The sequence below is a fragment of the Nonomuraea sp. NPDC050663 genome, assembly GCF_044456985.1.
Classification (GTDB): Bacteria; Actinomycetota; Actinomycetes; order Streptosporangiales; family Streptosporangiaceae; genus Nonomuraea.
Window position 1 is genome coordinate 149,662 of record NZ_JBITGL010000001.1, and the last position, 14,358, is coordinate 164,019.

General features: G+C 70.7%; 14 protein-coding genes. 9 read left to right on the plus strand and 5 right to left on the minus strand.

Annotated elements, in window-relative coordinates:
* Positions 1–71 precede the first annotated feature (71 nt).
* Positions 72–1,934, minus strand: a complete 1,863-nt coding sequence (locus ACIBH1_RS00790) for an acyl-CoA dehydrogenase family protein (protein ID WP_397311465.1) — start codon at positions 1,932–1,934, stop codon at positions 72–74.
* A 151-nt stretch (positions 1,935–2,085) separates the two neighbouring features.
* Positions 2,086–3,084 carry a DUF5685 family protein gene (locus ACIBH1_RS00795; protein WP_397311466.1) on the minus strand — a complete coding sequence of 333 codons (999 nt, stop codon included), beginning with the start codon at positions 3,082–3,084 and terminating at the stop codon, positions 2,086–2,088.
* A gap of 78 nt (positions 3,085–3,162) precedes the next feature.
* Between ACIBH1_RS00795 and ACIBH1_RS00800 the strand changes: the two genes are divergently transcribed.
* Complete coding sequence (locus ACIBH1_RS00800) at positions 3,163–3,729, plus strand: CGNR zinc finger domain-containing protein (protein WP_397312171.1); 567 nt, start codon at positions 3,163–3,165, stop codon at positions 3,727–3,729.
* On the plus strand, positions 3,726–4,265 hold the full coding sequence (locus tag ACIBH1_RS00805; protein WP_397311467.1) for a GNAT family N-acetyltransferase: 540 nt from the start codon (positions 3,726–3,728) through the stop codon (positions 4,263–4,265). The genes ACIBH1_RS00800 and ACIBH1_RS00805 overlap by 4 nt, the downstream gene beginning before the upstream one ends.
* Before the next feature lie 6 nt (positions 4,266–4,271).
* On the opposite strand, the gene ACIBH1_RS00810 is transcribed toward ACIBH1_RS00805, so the two are convergent.
* Both ACIBH1_RS00810 and ACIBH1_RS00815 read right to left on the minus strand, forming a co-directional pair.
* Complete coding sequence (locus ACIBH1_RS00810; RefSeq protein WP_397311468.1) at positions 4,272–4,835, minus strand: dihydrofolate reductase family protein; 564 nt, start codon at positions 4,833–4,835, stop codon at positions 4,272–4,274.
* 38 nt (positions 4,836–4,873) lie between these two features.
* A complete protein-coding gene (locus ACIBH1_RS00815; RefSeq protein WP_397311469.1) occupies positions 4,874–5,608 on the minus strand; it encodes a class I SAM-dependent methyltransferase in 735 nt (244 codons plus the stop codon).
* A 159-nt stretch (positions 5,609–5,767) separates the two neighbouring features.
* Here ACIBH1_RS00815 and ACIBH1_RS00820 point away from each other — a divergent pair, with 159 nt between their 5' ends.
* The 4 genes from ACIBH1_RS00820 (at position 5,768) to ACIBH1_RS00835 (ending at position 11,316) form a co-directional block, all read left to right on the plus strand.
* Positions 5,768–7,951 carry an ATP-binding protein gene (locus ACIBH1_RS00820; protein ID WP_397311470.1) on the plus strand — a complete coding sequence of 728 codons (2,184 nt, stop codon included), beginning with the start codon at positions 5,768–5,770 and terminating at the stop codon, positions 7,949–7,951.
* Positions 7,935–9,905: an ATP-binding protein gene (locus tag ACIBH1_RS00825; RefSeq protein ID WP_397311471.1), complete on the plus strand. Its 1,971-nt coding sequence runs from the start codon at positions 7,935–7,937 to the stop codon at positions 9,903–9,905. Before ACIBH1_RS00820 ends, ACIBH1_RS00825 begins: the two co-directional genes overlap by 17 nt.
* Before the next feature lie 135 nt (positions 9,906–10,040).
* Positions 10,041–10,580: an RNA polymerase sigma factor gene (locus ACIBH1_RS00830; RefSeq protein ID WP_181615831.1), complete on the plus strand. Its 540-nt coding sequence runs from the start codon at positions 10,041–10,043 to the stop codon at positions 10,578–10,580.
* On the plus strand, positions 10,570–11,316 hold the full coding sequence (locus ACIBH1_RS00835) for a hypothetical protein (protein ID WP_397311472.1): 747 nt from the start codon (positions 10,570–10,572) through the stop codon (positions 11,314–11,316). Before ACIBH1_RS00830 ends, ACIBH1_RS00835 begins: the two co-directional genes overlap by 11 nt.
* On the opposite strand, the gene ACIBH1_RS00840 is transcribed toward ACIBH1_RS00835, so the two are convergent.
* Entirely contained in the window at positions 11,308–12,321 is a 1,014-nt protein-coding gene (locus ACIBH1_RS00840; RefSeq protein WP_397311473.1) for an adenosine deaminase, read from the minus strand. The genes ACIBH1_RS00835 and ACIBH1_RS00840 overlap by 9 nt on opposite strands.
* Before the next feature lie 56 nt (positions 12,322–12,377).
* Here ACIBH1_RS00840 and ACIBH1_RS00845 point away from each other — a divergent pair, with 56 nt between their 5' ends.
* From ACIBH1_RS00845 to ACIBH1_RS00855, 3 genes are read left to right on the plus strand one after another with little or no spacing between them, the layout of a single operon-like run.
* The gene (locus ACIBH1_RS00845) at positions 12,378–12,866 is read left to right on the plus strand and encodes a SigE family RNA polymerase sigma factor (RefSeq protein WP_397311474.1); all 489 of its coding nucleotides are present in this window, start codon (positions 12,378–12,380) and stop codon (positions 12,864–12,866) included.
* Complete coding sequence (locus ACIBH1_RS00850) at positions 12,863–13,765, plus strand: PASTA domain-containing protein (protein WP_397311475.1); 903 nt, start codon at positions 12,863–12,865, stop codon at positions 13,763–13,765. The genes ACIBH1_RS00845 and ACIBH1_RS00850 overlap by 4 nt, the downstream gene beginning before the upstream one ends.
* A gap of 6 nt (positions 13,766–13,771) precedes the next feature.
* A complete protein-coding gene (locus tag ACIBH1_RS00855) occupies positions 13,772–14,335 on the plus strand; it encodes a hypothetical protein (RefSeq protein WP_397311476.1) in 564 nt (187 codons plus the stop codon).
* The last annotated feature ends 23 nt before the right edge of the window (positions 14,336–14,358 follow it).

Here is a 14,358-nt window from a genome sequence, read left to right on the forward strand (position 1 = left end):
TTTGAGGTGCGGTCTATACCGGGGCATATCGGTTTGAAAACGGAAGAGCAAAGCCGGTCTAGACCGGCTAGTCACGAAATGGGGCGTCTGACGTTTTCGCCACCCGAAGGCGAACCGATCCACGGGCCGTCCACGGAGGGGTCGAGAATGCCCTCCTCCAGGAAGGAGTACCTGCCCTCCAGCACGTATTTCGCCAGCCTGACGTCCTGGCTGTCGCTGTTGTCCCACAGTTGCGAGAACAGCGCGTCGACCCGTCCCCTGGCCTGGCGGCAGAAGGTGTCGGCCAGTTCGTACGGCTTGCGCCCCAGATCGCGCGAGTCCTCCTCCGCCTTGACGCAGACCGCGGTCATCGCGAACAACTCCGCGCCGATGTCGATGATGCGGCCCAGGAAACCCTGCTTGTGCTCCAGGCCGCCCTGCCAGCGGCTCATGCCGTAGAAGGTCGAACGCGCGAGCTTGCGGCTGGTGCGCTCGACGAAACGCAGATGCTGGGCCAGCGGGCCGAAGTCGCCGTACCCGGTGGGCAGGTTGCCCGCCCCCGCGACCAGGCTCGGCAGCCACTTCGCGTAGAACGCGCTCGCCCGCTTCAGCGCGGCGGCACGCTCCTGCCTGGTGGCGTCCGGCTTGATCAGCTCGCCGGCGGCGGTCAGATGGGCGTCGACCGCCTCCCTGGTGATCAGCAGCTTCATGATCTCGGAGCTGCCTTCGAAGATGCGGTTGATGCGCAGGTCACGCAGGATCTGCTCGGCGGGCACACCGCGCTCGCCGCGCGCGACCAGCGACTCGGCGGTCTCGTAACCCCGCCCGCCCCTGATCTGGACCAGCTCGTCGACCGACTGCCAGGCCATCTCGCTGGCGTACAGCTTGGCCAGCGCCGCCTCGATGCGGATGTCGTTGCGCTGGTCGTCGGCCATCCTCGCGGTCAGTTCCATGACCGCTTCCAGGGCGTAGGCCGTGGCCGCGATGAAGGCGATCTTCTTGGCGACCGCCTCGTGGTCGCCCACCTTCCTGCCCCACTGGACGCGTGCCGTACTCCACTCGCGGGCGATCTTGACGGCCCACTTGGCGCCGCCCGCGCAGGTCGCCGGCAGGCTCAGCCGGCCGGTGTTGAGCGTCGTCAGCGCGATGCGCAGGCCGTCGCCCTCCTTACCGACCAGGTTGCGCGCGGGCACCCTGACCTGCGAGAACTCGGTGACGCCGTTCTCGATGCCGCGCAGGCCCATGAACTGGTTGCGCCGCTTGACGGTGATGCCCTCACTGGAGGCCTCGACGATGAAGGCGCTGATCTTCCTGCCGGTCCTGGCCATGACGACCAGCAGATCGGCCACGACGCCGTTGGTCGTCCACAACTTCACCCCGTCGAGGACGTAGTCGTCGCCGTCCCTCGTCGCCGTGGTCGACAACCGCGCCGGATCCGAGCCGACGTCGGGCTCGGTCAGCAGGAAGGCCGAGATCTCGCCGCGCGCGCACCGCGGCAGGAACTCGCGCTTCTGCTCCTCGGTGCCGAACAACTTCAGCGGCTGCGGCACCCCGATCGACTGGTGCGCCGACAGCAGCGTCGCGATGGCAGGGCTGTAGGAACCGACCAGCATCAGGGCCCGGCAGTAGTACAGGTACGGCAGGCCGAGACCGCCGTACTCCTCGCCGATCGTGATGCCGAAGGCGCCCAGCCCGGCCAGGCCCTTGACGACGGGATCGGGGATGACGGCCGTGCGCTCGATCTCCGCCGGATCCACCTTGGTGTCGAGGAACCTCCGGACCGCCCTGACGAACTCCTCACCCCGCTTGGTCGCCTCCTCGGGCAACGCGGGGACCGGATGCACCAGGTCCAGCTGGAAATCGCCCAGGAACAGCTGCTTGGCGAAACTCGGCCGTCGCCATTCCTTCTCCCGGGCCTGCTCACCGAGCTCTCTTGCCTTGGCATAGTCGCTCATGCTTGCCTCCCGCCTCCCGCCGACGTTACGCCGCGGTTCCGCCTCCGTGAAGACACCGGCCCAGCCGGTCGCTGGGGCGGCGAACGCAGAGGCACATGCCCGGGAGAGACGGATTCACCCGTCTTCTCGGCTCAGCCGCAGCCTTCTTGGCTCAGCAGTCGCAGCAGCAGCCGTCGCAGGAGCAGCCGTCGCCGCCGCCGCGCCCGCACCGGCAGCAGGCCGTGCAGTCGCAGTCGCAACTGCAGTCGCAGTGGTCGCGGCACCTGCCCTTGCGCTGCCGCCGGCCCGCCTTGTGGCGGTGGCTGATGCCCGCGGAGAAGGTGCGCTGGATCGCCCGGCCGACCTCGTCGACCAGCAGCGCCCTGGCCAGAGCCCCGTCGACGAGGTCGAGGTCGGCGAAGGCGAGGGTGATGCCATGGTGGGCGTCCTCGCACAACTGCCTGGTACGGACCAGTGAGGTGCCGGTGGCGTCGAGAGGGTTGAAGGCGCCTCGCTTCCTGTCCTCCACCAGGTCTTCCGCCGCGTCGAGCAGGTGCACGACGCGGCCGAAGCACCGCCCGATCTCGGTCAGCGGGAGCTCGTTGGCGGGCTTGGCCGTCAGGACGGCCGTGTGCCTGAAGGCCGCGGCCACGGCCGTCTCGGCGGGCTCGGTCAGCTCCAGCAGCGTGCTCGGCCGCGCTTCCAGCACCGCCTGCCGTTCGACGGCGTCCGTGAGCACCGCGCTGTCGAATCGCACGCCCGCCGCCGTGTGCGCCCCGCGCTCCGCCCAGCTCCGCGCGATCCTGCCGGAGACGCCCGCCACGAGCCGGCTGCGGAAGTCGCCGTCGTCGATGTGATCGCGGATTTTCGTGGCCGCCAGCACCAGCGACACCGCCGCCGCCAGCCGCGCGCCCTCCGACTGGGCCGACACCACCTCGGCGCCCTTGAACCCCCGCAACGCGCAGGCCAGAGCCTTGCGATGAGGAGCCGACGGCGGGCTCTGCGCCTCCGTCAGCACCGACACCAGCAGGCCGTCGTAGTTGGTGACCAGCCGCGCCAGGTGCCCGTGCTCGTCCCGCAGGGTCAGGCACAAGCCGCACAGATGCGCCATCCACGCCTGGTGGAGGCCACCGCACAGGCGGTGGCGGCAGGGGCGCACGATTCCGAACATGTCGCGAACCCTAGGGCTCGGGGCAGGTTGGTGACCAGATGCTGACGTTTGAATACTAGTGATACCGTCAGTCTCGTGATGGACGTCGAGTTCCCGATCCTGGGCGGCGAACCGCTGCCCGTCGAGTTCGCCAACACCCTGTACGGCATCGGCGAGCAGACGGACTACCTGCAGAGCGCCGCATGGATCGACCAGTGGTTCACCCAGATCCTCGGCGCCGCGCCACACCCCGCGATGGGCCCTCACGCCGACGAGGTCCGCCTGCTGCGCGACACCGTCCACGCCCTGCTGAGCGCCGCCACCCAAGGCCGCACCCCAGAGCCCGAGGCTGTGCGGCGCCTCAACTCCTACACGGCCGCCGCCCCCACCTACCCGAGCCTCACCTGGCCCTCCGGCGGCCCGGCCGCGCAATGGCAGGACACCGTCGAAGGACCGGCGGCCGTGCTCGGCCGCATCGCCGCCTGCTGCATCGAACTCCTCACCGGCCCCCACTCCGGCGACCTGCGCCGCTGCCAGGGACCCGGCTGCTCGATGTTCTTCGTCAAGGCCCACCCGCGCCGGCGCTGGTGCCACCCGTCCTGCGGCCACCGCGACCGCCAGTCCCGCTACTACCGCCGTCACCTCACCAGAGGAGCAACCCGATGATCACCTGGCGCAGGCTCGACCACGACGACCTCCCCCTGCTCAAGAGCTGGCTGGAACAACCCCACGTGGCGCGGTGGTGGAACCACGAGACCTCCATGGAGGCGGTCCAGCGCGACTTCGGCCCCTCGGTGCGCGGCGAGGAACCGGGAGAGGACCTGCTCGTCTTCCTCGACGGCCACCCGCTCGGCCTCGTGCAACGCTCCCGGCTGGCCGACTACCCGGAGGAACTGGCGCCGCTCAAGGAGATCGTCGACGTGCCGGAGGGGGCCGTGCAGATCGACTACCTGATCGGTGACCCCGCCCGCGTCGGCCGGGGACTCGGGACGTCCATGATCGGCGCGGTCCTCGACCGCACGTGGAGCGAACTGCCGCAGGCCACATGCGTGGTCGTGCCGGTGTCGGCGGCGAACATCGCGTCGTGGAGAGCCTTGGAGAAGGCGGGCATGCGGCGGGTGGGCGAAGGGGACCTGGAGCCGGACAACCCGATCGACGAGCTGCTGCACTTCATCTATCGGGTCGATCGTCCGGCCAGCTGACCCGCGTCATCGGGGCCGACGATACCTCAGCTCCACGATCCCGTTCCTGGAGGCCTCGCTGGACATCAGCTCGAGCGCGTATGACCGCGGAACCCCGTCGAACAGCCGGGTCCCCTCGCCCGCCACGTACGGGAACATGCTCACGTGCAGCTCGTCGATCAGGTCGAGCCGCATCAGCGACCGCCAGAGCGTGACGCCGCCCCAGACGACGATGTGTCCTTCGCCGCCCGTCCGGAGCTTGTCGATCTCCTCGGTCGTGTCGCCGGAGGCGATCGTGGTGTTGGCCCAGTCGGCCGTCTTCAGGGTGCGCGAGAAGACGACCTTGCGTCCGGCGGTCATGATCTCGGAGAACGGGTGGTCGGTGGCCGTCGTCATGGCCGGGGCGATGCCCTCGTAGGCGGTGCGGCCCATGACGTGGGCGTAGGTGTTCCGGAGGAATTCGAGCTGCCCCGCGTCGTCGGGCTCGCGGTTCTCGGGCAGGTCGAAGCAGAACTTCCAGAACTCGGTGTCCTCGTCGGCGATCAGGCCGTCGAGGGAGTAGTTGAAGACTGTCGCTATCAGCTTCCGCATGGAAGGGACAGACTCGGGCGCCGCGCGAAACTCATCGGTCACTCGTGGGGGACACGGGCGACGCAGAAGACGGTCTGGCCGAAGGGCGGCCGGACGAAGCGCTCGATGAACCGCGTGACGGGCACCACGGTGCGGTCGTAGATCTTGACCAGGCGAGGGTCGGGGTAGCCGACTCCGCCGCGGCGTACGGCCAGCCACCAGGCGATGCCGCCGAGGAAGTTGATCGGCTTGAGCACGTCGATGTCGAGGCCCGCCTTGGCGACGGTGGCGCGCAGGGTGGCGGGGGTGTAGCGCTGGACGTGGCCGACCTTGCGGTCGAAGTCGCCGTAGAGCTGCATGTAGCCGGGCACCCAGATGACGATGCGCCCGCCGGGCTGGGTGACGCGGGCGAGGGAGCGCAGGGCCTCGGCGTCGTCCTCGATGTGCTCGAGCACGTTCATCATGACGACGGTGTCGACCTTGTCCTCGAGCGGGATGTCGGTCGGGAGCCCGAACTGCAGGACCGACACGTCGGCGTTGTCGGCGAAGCGCTTGCGCAGCTGCTCGACGCAGTAGGGGTCGAAGTCGCTGACGACGAGCCTGTCGAGGCGCGGGCGGAAGAGCTCGGCGAAGTGGCCGAGGCCGGAGCCGATCTCCAGCAGGGAGCGGCCCACGTGAGGTGCGACCATGTCGAACTCGTACTGCCGGTAGTTCTTGCCCTCGTCGCCACCCAGGTGGTTCTCCAGGGCCTCGTCACCGGCGGCCGGTTGTACTACACGGTCGTAGCCAGACATGCATGCGGTCCTTAGCAGGAGACTTCGGGATGGCCTGAGTCTAGTGCCCGTCAGGTTCGGGCAATCACCTGAATGTCGGATGTCGCGAACGGCCGTTCCGCAGCGCAATGGGCGCGTTACTATGCGCTCACTCGGAATTCCCCACACGCGAGGCATTTGATGCTGCAGGGCGACCTCCCCGCGGAGTTGACCACGTTCGTCGGGCGACGCGCGGAGCTCAAAGAGGTGAAACGGCTGCTCGGCAGGGCGCGGCTGGTGACCCTGACGGGTCCTGGCGGCGTGGGCAAGACACGGTTGGCGTTGAAGGCGGCGCATGCCGTACGGCGGGCTTTCGAGGATGGCGCGTTCTTCGCCGATCTGTCGGATGTGCGGGCTCCGGAGATGCTGGACCGGGCGCTGGTGAGCTGCCTGCGGCTGGTCGACCAGACGGCCAGGCCCGCCTCGGAGGTGCTGCACGCCCATCTGGCCGGCAAGCGCATGCTGCTGGTGCTCGACGGGGTGGAGCATCTGGTCGAGGAGTGCGAGGCGCTGCTGGGTCCGTTGCTGAAGGCGGCGGCGGGGTTGTCGGTGCTGGTGACGAGCCGGCAGGTGCTGGAGACCGACGGCGAGCACGTGGTGGTGGTGCCGCCGATGTCGGCGGGTGACGCGGTGAGCCTGTTCGCCGACCGGGCGGGCGACACGAAGCTCGAAAGGGGCCAGGCGGAGCTGGTCAGGCAGTTGTGCCTGCGGCTGGACCTGCTGCCGCTGGCGATCGAGCTGGCGGCGGTACGGCTGCGCGTGATGTGCCTGGAGGAGGTGGTCATCCAGCTGCTGCCGCTGGACCTGGGCAACAGGAACACCACCCTGCGCACGGTGATCGGCTGGAGCCACGAGTTGTGCACGCCGCACGAGCGCCTGCTGTGGGCGAGGTTGTCGGTGTTCTGCGGCTCGTTCGCGCTGGAGGCGGCGGAGGCGGTCTGTTCCGACGGCTGCCTGCCCGCGGTCGAGATCGCCGACGTGGTGGGCGGCCTGGTCGACAAGTCGATCCTGAGCGCCGAGGAGACGGCCGGCGGCCTGCGGTTCCGGATGCTCGACTCCATCAAGGACTACGGCGCGGAGTGGCTGGCCAGGCTCGACTCGCAGAGCGAGCGGCTGGAGCGCCGGCACAAGGACTTCTACCTGGCCCAGGCCAGGGCGAGCGCGGCCGCCTGGTTCGGTCCTGACCAGCAACGCATCTTCGTGCGGACGCGGGCGCAGCTCGACAACCTGCGGGGCGCGTTCGAGCGGTGCGAGGTCGACGAGGCGCTGGAGCTGGCCTCGACGTTGTGGTTCTACTGGGTCGGCTGCGGCCAGCTGGGCGAGGGCTGGGCGTGGCTGGAGCGGGCGCTGGCCAGGGGCGGCTCCACGGGGCCCAGGGCGCGGGCGTTGTGGGTGGCCGGTTACGTCGCGGTGCTGATCGGGGAGTTCTCGCGGGCCAGGGAGATGCTGGAGGAGTGCCGCGCGCTGGAGGATCCGGCGACGAAGGCGTACGCCGTGCACCGCCTGGGCTGCCTGGCGCTGGTGAGCGACGATCACGACCGGGCGGTGGAGCTGTTCAACGAGGCGGTCGAGCATTACGCCGCCAACCGCACGCTCGAGTGCAACGTGCTGATGGCCTGTGTCGAGCTGGCCCTGGTGATGGCCTTCCAGCATCAGGTGGAGGCGTGCCACGAGCTGTGCGACCAGGTGCGCGAGAGCTGCGAGAGCGTGGGCGAGCTGTGGGTGCGCTCGTATGTCGACTACGTGGAGGCCTACACCGCCTGGTTGTCGGGTGACGGCGATCTGGCGCTGACGTTGTCGGTGCGCTCGCTGCAGGTCAGCCACCACTTCCACGATTTGTTCGGCACGGTGCTGGTGATCGAGTTCGTGGCGTTGCTGCGCGCCGAGTCCGGTGACGTGGAACGGGCGGCGGTGCTGCAGGGCGCGGCGGCGCGCATCTGGGAGTCGGTCGGCCCGCGCCTGCTCGATTCGAGCTACTTCAACGCCGCCCACGTCGCCTGCGCCGAGTTGTCGCGCAAGGCGCTGGGCAGGCACGCCTACGCCGGCGCTCACGCCAGGGGCGCCCGCATGGACCTCGACGCGGCCGTCGCGGTGGCGATGGGCGCGGCCGAGACGCGCCAGGAGCTGCCGCTCACCCCGCGCGAGTGGGAGGTGGCCGAGCTGGTGTCGCTGGGCCTGTCGAACAGAGAGGCGGCGGGCAGGCTGACGATCTCGAAACGAACGGTCGACACGCATGTGGAGCACATCCTGGCCAAGCTCGGCTTCTCCACGCGTGCGCAGATCGCGACATGGGTGACGGAGCAGCAGGATGAATCTGCCCGCTGAGGTCTCCGCCTTCGTGGGGCGGGCCGGGATGAGCGACGACGTGGTCGCGCTGCTCGACGGCAGGCGCCTGGTGACACTCACCGGGCCTGGCGGGGTCGGCAAGACCCGGCTGGCCCTGCGGGCGGCCGGGCGGGCCGGTCGGTTGTGCCCGGACGGGACGTGGCTGGTCGAGCTGTCCCAGCTGCAGGACCCCGAGCTGCTCGGCCTGACGATCACCGAGCTGCTGGGCGCCAGGGGCACGCCGACCCGTCCGCAGAACGAGGTCCTGGCCGACCGCATCGGCGAGCGGCGCGTGCTGCTGGTGCTCGACACCTGCGAGCATCTGCTCGACGTCTGCGCCGAGCTGGTGACGACGCTCCTGTCCAGGTGTCCTGGGCTGCGCATCCTGGCCACCAGCAGGGAGCCGCTCGACGTGATGGGCGAGCACGTGCACCTGGTGCCGCCGATGGGCCTGGACGCGCCGCTGCTGTTCGTGGACCGCGCGCGTGCCGTACTTCCGGAGTTCGAGGTCACCGACGAGCGGCTGGAGCTGGTCGCCGAGATCTGCGAGCGGCTCGACGGGCTCCCGCTGGCGATCGAGCTGGCCGCGGCCCGGCTGCGGCATCTGTCGCCGGCCGATCTGGCGCGCCGGCTCGACGACCGGTTCAGGGTGCTGGCGCGCAGGAGGTCGCCGGCGCTGCCGCACCGCCACCACGCGTTGTGGACGACGATCGGCTGGAGCCACGAGTTGTGCACGCCCGAGGAACGGTTGTTATGGGCGCGGTTGTCGGTGTTCGCCGGTTCCTTCGAGCGCGGGCTGGCCGAGGAGGTCTGCCATGACGAGCGGCTCGGCGCCGGCCGGATCTTCCCCCTGCTGTGCCGCCTGGTCGACAAGTCGATCGTGGTCCGCGAGGGGCGCAGGTACCGTCTGCTCGACAGCGTGCGGGAGTACGGCGCGGAGTGGCTGCGCGAGCTGGGGGAGCAGGATCAGGCGCGCGACCGCCACGCGCGGGTGCTGCTGGAGCTGACCCGCAGGGCGGAGGCGGGCTGGCGGGGGCCCGAGCAGCTGACCTGGACCGAGCGGCTCTGCTCCGAGCTGCCCGACCTGCGCCTGGCGCTCGACCACAGCCTGCGCGCCGACCCGCCGCTCGCGCTGGAGCTGGCCAGCGGGCTGTGGGCGTTGTGGAGCGCCTGCGGCCTGCACCGCGAGGGCAGCTACTACCTGGGCAGGGCGCTGGCGGCCAACCCGTGGCCCTCGCCTGCGCGGACGAAGGCCCTGTGGGTGGCCGCGTGGGTGGACATCGAGCACTTCGACGCCGCCGCCGCCCTGGCCAGGCTGGACGGCGTCGACCACGCCTACGCCGACCACATGATCGGGGTCGCGCACTTCGTCAACGGCGACGACGAGCGCGCCGCGCGCTCCTTCGACCTGGCCCTGACCAGGCGTGACCAGCTCGACGCCGCCGGCCCGGGCCACACGCTCACCACCGCGCAGCTGGGCATCTGCCTGGCCAGGCTCGGCAACGCGCGTGCCGAGCAGGTGCTGCGCGAATGCGTGCGCCGATGCGCGGCCTCGGGGGAGCGCTGGAGCCGCTCCATCGCCCACTACGGCCTGGCCCTGCTGCTGCACGAGCGCGGTGACGTGAGCGGCGCGGCCCGCGAGAACCGGGAGTCGCTGCGGATCAAGAAGGACTTCGGCGACGTGCCGGGCGCGGTGCTCGGCATCGAGCTCCAGGCGTGGCTGGTCGCCGCGAGAGGGGAGGGCTCCCGTGCGGCCGAGCTGCTGGGCGCCGTCGACAGCCTCTGGCGTACGGCGGGGCTGCAGGCGCTCAGCCTGCCGTACTGGGCCGAGGGCCACATGCGCTGCGAGGCCGAGACGCGCGAGCTCGTCGGCTCCTCCGCCTTCGAGGCGGCCTTCACCCACGGAGCGGCGCTCGACGTGCTGTCCGCCTACGAGCTCGCGATAAATACGTAGGGTCCGTCGCGATCTACGGATGTCACGGCGAGTGTTCGTCGAAAGACTGTGTGTAGCGGGATGGTGGGCGGAGGAGGGGCGGCTCACCATCCCGCTGGCGCAACCGCGTCCGAATGCGATGAAATCAGACTCCGCATGGACGACGCAGAGGCGGTTGCCCGCTCCCTGGCCGGCGATCTGAGCGCCTACGAGGCCCTCGTCGCCCGCTACAGCGCGCTCGCCCAGCGCACCGCCGCCATGCTGGGCGCCGGCGACGAGGCCGAGGACGTGGTCCAGGAAGCCTTCGTCAAGGCCTACCGCCACCTGGCGAGCTTCCGCGCCGACGCGCCGTTCCGCCCGTGGTTGCTGCGGATCGTCGCGAACGAGACCCACAACCTGACCCGCTCCAGGGGCCGCCGATCGGAGCTGACCGTACGGCTCGGCGCGCAGGCCCCCGTGACGGCCCCCGACGACCCGGAGGGCACCGCCGTCGCCTCCGACCGCCGGGCCAGGTTGCTCGAAGCGGTGCGTAAGCTCCCTGATCGGGAACGCGAGGCGGTCGTCTGCAGGTACTTCCTACAGCTGTCGGAAGCCGAGACGGCCCAGGTCCTCGACTGCCCGCTGGGCAGCGTGAAGTCCAGGACCCACAGGGGCCTGGCCAGGCTGCGGGAGGAGGTGGGCGGCAGTGGACTCTGACGACTTCGGCGACCTCGAACGCGAGCTCCTGGCGCTCGGCGACTCCATCGAGGTGACGGGGCCGCCGCCCGCCGAGGTGGCCTCGGCCGTACGGGCACGCCTGCAGGCGCCCGACCCGGCGCACGACGCCCCGGCGAGGCCCGCCGCGGAGCCGGAGCGGCCGGTCAGGCCCATGTCGAAGGTGCGCCGCTGGCAGCTGGTGGCCGCGGTGGTGGTCCTGGCACTCGCGCTGACCGCGGCGGCCGTGGTCTGGGTGCTGCGCTCCACGGGCGTCGAGATCCGCGTGAACGACCCCAGCCCCTCTCCGACCGTGACCAGCGAGATCCCCGGGGCACGCTCCGCCGATCTCGAAGAGGCGGCGCGGCAGGTCGGCTTCAGGCCGAAGGTCCCCACCGAGCTGGGCGAGCCCTCCGAGATCCTGGTGGGCGACGGCCGCGTGGTCAGCATGTTCTGGGGCCGCGTCAGGCTCGACCAGTTCGCGGGCGGCGTCAGCCCGATGTTCGTCAAGCAGCTCGGCGGTCCTGAATGGCCCGAGGACGTGCTGGTGAACGGCGCCCACGGCTGGTGGATCGCCGAGGCGCACAACCTCACCTACGTCACCAAGGGCAACGGCGAGACCACGCCGCTGCGCGTGGCCGACTCGACCCTCGTCTGGGGCGACGACTTCACCGGCTACCGCCTGGAGGGCGTCAAGACCCTGCAGGACGCCCACAGGATCGCCAAGTCACTACGCTGAGAGCCACTCGTCGATCTCCCTGAGCAGCTCCTTCTTCATCGAATCGGGAGCGGCCGACGACCGGATCGACTGGCGCGCCAGCTCGGCGACCTCCGCGTCGCGGAAACCGTACACATGCCTGGCCAGCTCGTACTGCGGCAGCAGCCGCGCGCCGAACAGCAGCGGGTCGTCGGCGCCGAGCGCGAGCGGCACCCCGGCGTCGAACAGCTTGCGCAGCGGCACGTCGGCGGCCTGCTCGACCACGCCGAGCCCGACGTTCGAGGTGGGGCACACCTCGCAGCAGATCTGCCGGTCGGCCAGCCGTTCCATCAGCCGCGGCGACTCGGCGGAGCGCACGCCGTGGCCCACGCGGTCGGCGTCGAGGTCGTCGACGCACTGCTCGACCGAGCGGGGTCCCTGCAACTCGCCTCCGTGCGGCACGGCCAGGAGCCCGGCCCGCTTGGCGATGCGGAAGGCGGCGTCGAAGTCGCGCGCCTGGCCTCGCCGCTCGTCGTTGGACAGCCCGAACCCGACCACGCCCCGGTCGGCGTACTGCGCCGCCAGCCTGGCCAGGGTCCTGGCGTCGAGGGGATGGCGGGTGCGGTTGGCGGCCACGATCACCGCGATCCCGATGCCGGCCAGGGCGGCGGCCTTCTCGGCCGCGTCGAGGACCAGCTCCAGCGTCGCGGTCAGCCCGCCGAAGCGGCTGGCGTACCCCGAGGGGTCGACCTGGATCTCCAGCCAGCGTGAACCCTCCGCGGCTTCGTCCTCGGCCGCCTCGCGCATCAGCCGGTAGACGTCGTCGGGCCTGCGCAGCACCGACCTGGCGATGTCGTAGAGGCGCTGGAAGCGGAACCAGCCGCGCTCGTCGGTCGCCCGCAGCTTGGGCGGCCAGTCCTCCTCGAGCGCGTCGGGCAGGTGGAGTCCCTGTTCGCGCGCCAGCTCGATGAGGGTCCGGTGTCTCATGGACCCGGTGAAGTGCAGGTGCAGGTGTGCCTTGGGCAGCGTGTGCAGCGGTCGTTCCATATTGCCTGTCAACCTTATGCGCTGCGGGCGCGTTGGGAGGGGCGAAAGGGGAGCTGATGACCGAAGAACAGGAAGCGGCGTTCGACCAGTTCCTCGCCGCCCGAAGCACCTCCCTGCTGCGCACGGCCGTCCTGGTCTGCGGAGCGGCGCCGCACGACGCGGAGGACCTCGTCCAGCACGCGCTGGAGAAGGTCTACAAGCACTGGCCGCGCATCTGGCAGGACAACCCGGAGGCGTACGCGCGGCGAACCGTGGTCAACGCGGCGATCTCACGGTCGCGGCGCAGGCGGCTGATCCAGGAGATCACCTTCTCCCGGCCGCCCGACACCGCGGCCGCGGAGCTCGACCTCGACCTGCGCGACGCGCTCATCGGGGAACTGCGCAGGCTGCCGCCCAGGATGCGAGCCGTCCTGGTGCTGCGCTACTGGGAGGACCGATCGGAGTCCGACACCGCGGCTCTGCTCGGCTGCTCGGTCGGCACCGTCAAGAGCCAGGCCGCACGCGGGCTCGCCCGCATGCGCGAGCACATGGGAGCGTTGGCATGAGTGTTGAAGAGCAGCTCAAGGAGGCCATGGAGCGGCACGTGTCCGGCATGCAGGCCTCGCCGGGCCTGGGGCGCGCGGTGCGCCGCGGCCGCCGGGCGAGCACGATCAGGTTCCGTACGGCGGGCGCGCTGCTCGCCGTGGCCGCGGTCGCGGGGGCCGTGCCCGCCTACCAGGCGCTCACCGCGTCACCGGGCACGCAGGCCAGGGACGTCGCCAGCGCGAAGGTGGCGACCGAGGTCGCGGTGCCCGACGTGATGAACATGACGTGGGAGCAGGCCGCCGGCGCGATCAGGGCGGCGGGCCTGGTGACCGACGAACCCCGCGAGGGCGAGGACAGGGTCTTCGAGCAGCGGCCGGCCGCCGGGACGATGGTCACGCCGGGCACCGAGGTCGAGCTGGTCTTCACCGCCGAGCTCCCGCAGGATCTCGGCGACCTCGGCGACGGCCGCACGATCGGCGGCGTGCGCCTGACCTACCTGCCCGACGGGCTGGCGTGGGGGAAGTGGTCGGGCAAGGACGGCTTCGGCGCGGGCAGCTACACCACGACGTACGACACGCCGGACGCGCCCGCCGGCCAGTACTCCATCCAGATCGTCGTGCGCGAGGGCGAGGCGCTCCAGCACGGCGAGAGCGGTCTGGACAAGCTGCCGCAGAAGCTCGACGTCAACGGCCGTCCCGGTGCGGTCGGCAACGTCGGCGAGGGCGGCGAGGCGAGCGAGGTCGGCGTCGACACCTTCAACGAGGGCAGCACTCCCACGCTGATCTTCAAGATCACCGATGAGAAGGCGGTCGAGCTCATGATGAGCCCGCTCCGCGCCAAGGAGCTCGGCAAGGACGCCACCGTCGCCGAGCTGAAGAAGATCGCGGAAGGTATCGAAATCGCCAAAACAGGGCAGTAATCGCCCATGATCCAGGAAGCGGCGAGCGGCCGGTGGTGGCGCGCCACGGTCGCCCTGCTGGCCCTCGCCGCATCCGTCCTGGCCATCGGCCAGCTGTTCTCCTCCGGCTTCGGCCGTACGGCGGCGCCCGCAATCGTCCAGCCCCGGCTCGTCCCGCTGACCATGCCGCCCACGCCCAGCCCGTCGCCCACCATCGCCGTCATCTCCGACGACCTCTGGCTCACCTACCTGCCCGGCGGCCTGGAGCGCACCGGCGGCGGCCTCGTCGAACCCGCGTCGGGCGTGCACGGCGGCCGGGTCCTCTTCGGCGGCGGCGACCGGTCGGTCGAGGTCCAGATCGAACACGGTTCCTTCGGCTGGGACGCCTTCCTGGCGCGCAACGCCGTGCTGGACGCCAGGCCCGTCATCGTGCGCGGCAAGCCCGCCGTGGTCGGCCGCCATCCCGGCGGCGGACGCCTCATCGTCTGGCTCGAACGCCTCGGCACCGGAGCGTGGATCAGGGTGAGCGAGTCGCTGGCGGCCGACCTCCTCACGATCGCGCTCTCGGCGAAATCGCCCGTGCGAAACTAGGCAACCCTTTCCGGCAGCCGAGC

Coding starts and splice junctions, on each gene's coding strand:
- ACIBH1_RS00790 (WP_397311465.1), bottom strand. CDS start 1,934: ATGAGCGACTATGCCAAGGCAAGAGAGCTCGGTGAGCAGGCCCGGGAG.
- ACIBH1_RS00795 (WP_397311466.1), bottom strand. CDS start 3,084: ATGTTCGGAATCGTGCGCCCCTGCCGCCACCGCCTGTGCGGTGGCCTC.
- ACIBH1_RS00800 (WP_397312171.1), top strand. CDS start 3,163: ATGGACGTCGAGTTCCCGATCCTGGGCGGCGAACCGCTGCCCGTCGAG.
- ACIBH1_RS00805 (WP_397311467.1), top strand. CDS start 3,726: ATGATCACCTGGCGCAGGCTCGACCACGACGACCTCCCCCTGCTCAAG.
- ACIBH1_RS00810 (WP_397311468.1), bottom strand. CDS start 4,835: ATGCGGAAGCTGATAGCGACAGTCTTCAACTACTCCCTCGACGGCCTG.
- ACIBH1_RS00815 (WP_397311469.1), bottom strand. CDS start 5,608: ATGTCTGGCTACGACCGTGTAGTACAACCGGCCGCCGGTGACGAGGCC.
- ACIBH1_RS00820 (WP_397311470.1), top strand. CDS start 5,768: ATGCTGCAGGGCGACCTCCCCGCGGAGTTGACCACGTTCGTCGGGCGA.
- ACIBH1_RS00825 (WP_397311471.1), top strand. CDS start 7,935: ATGAATCTGCCCGCTGAGGTCTCCGCCTTCGTGGGGCGGGCCGGGATG.
- ACIBH1_RS00830 (WP_181615831.1), top strand. CDS start 10,041: ATGGACGACGCAGAGGCGGTTGCCCGCTCCCTGGCCGGCGATCTGAGC.
- ACIBH1_RS00840 (WP_397311473.1), bottom strand. CDS start 12,321: ATGGAACGACCGCTGCACACGCTGCCCAAGGCACACCTGCACCTGCAC.
- ACIBH1_RS00845 (WP_397311474.1), top strand. CDS start 12,378: ATGACCGAAGAACAGGAAGCGGCGTTCGACCAGTTCCTCGCCGCCCGA.
- ACIBH1_RS00850 (WP_397311475.1), top strand. CDS start 12,863: ATGAGTGTTGAAGAGCAGCTCAAGGAGGCCATGGAGCGGCACGTGTCC.
- ACIBH1_RS00855 (WP_397311476.1), top strand. CDS start 13,772: ATGATCCAGGAAGCGGCGAGCGGCCGGTGGTGGCGCGCCACGGTCGCC.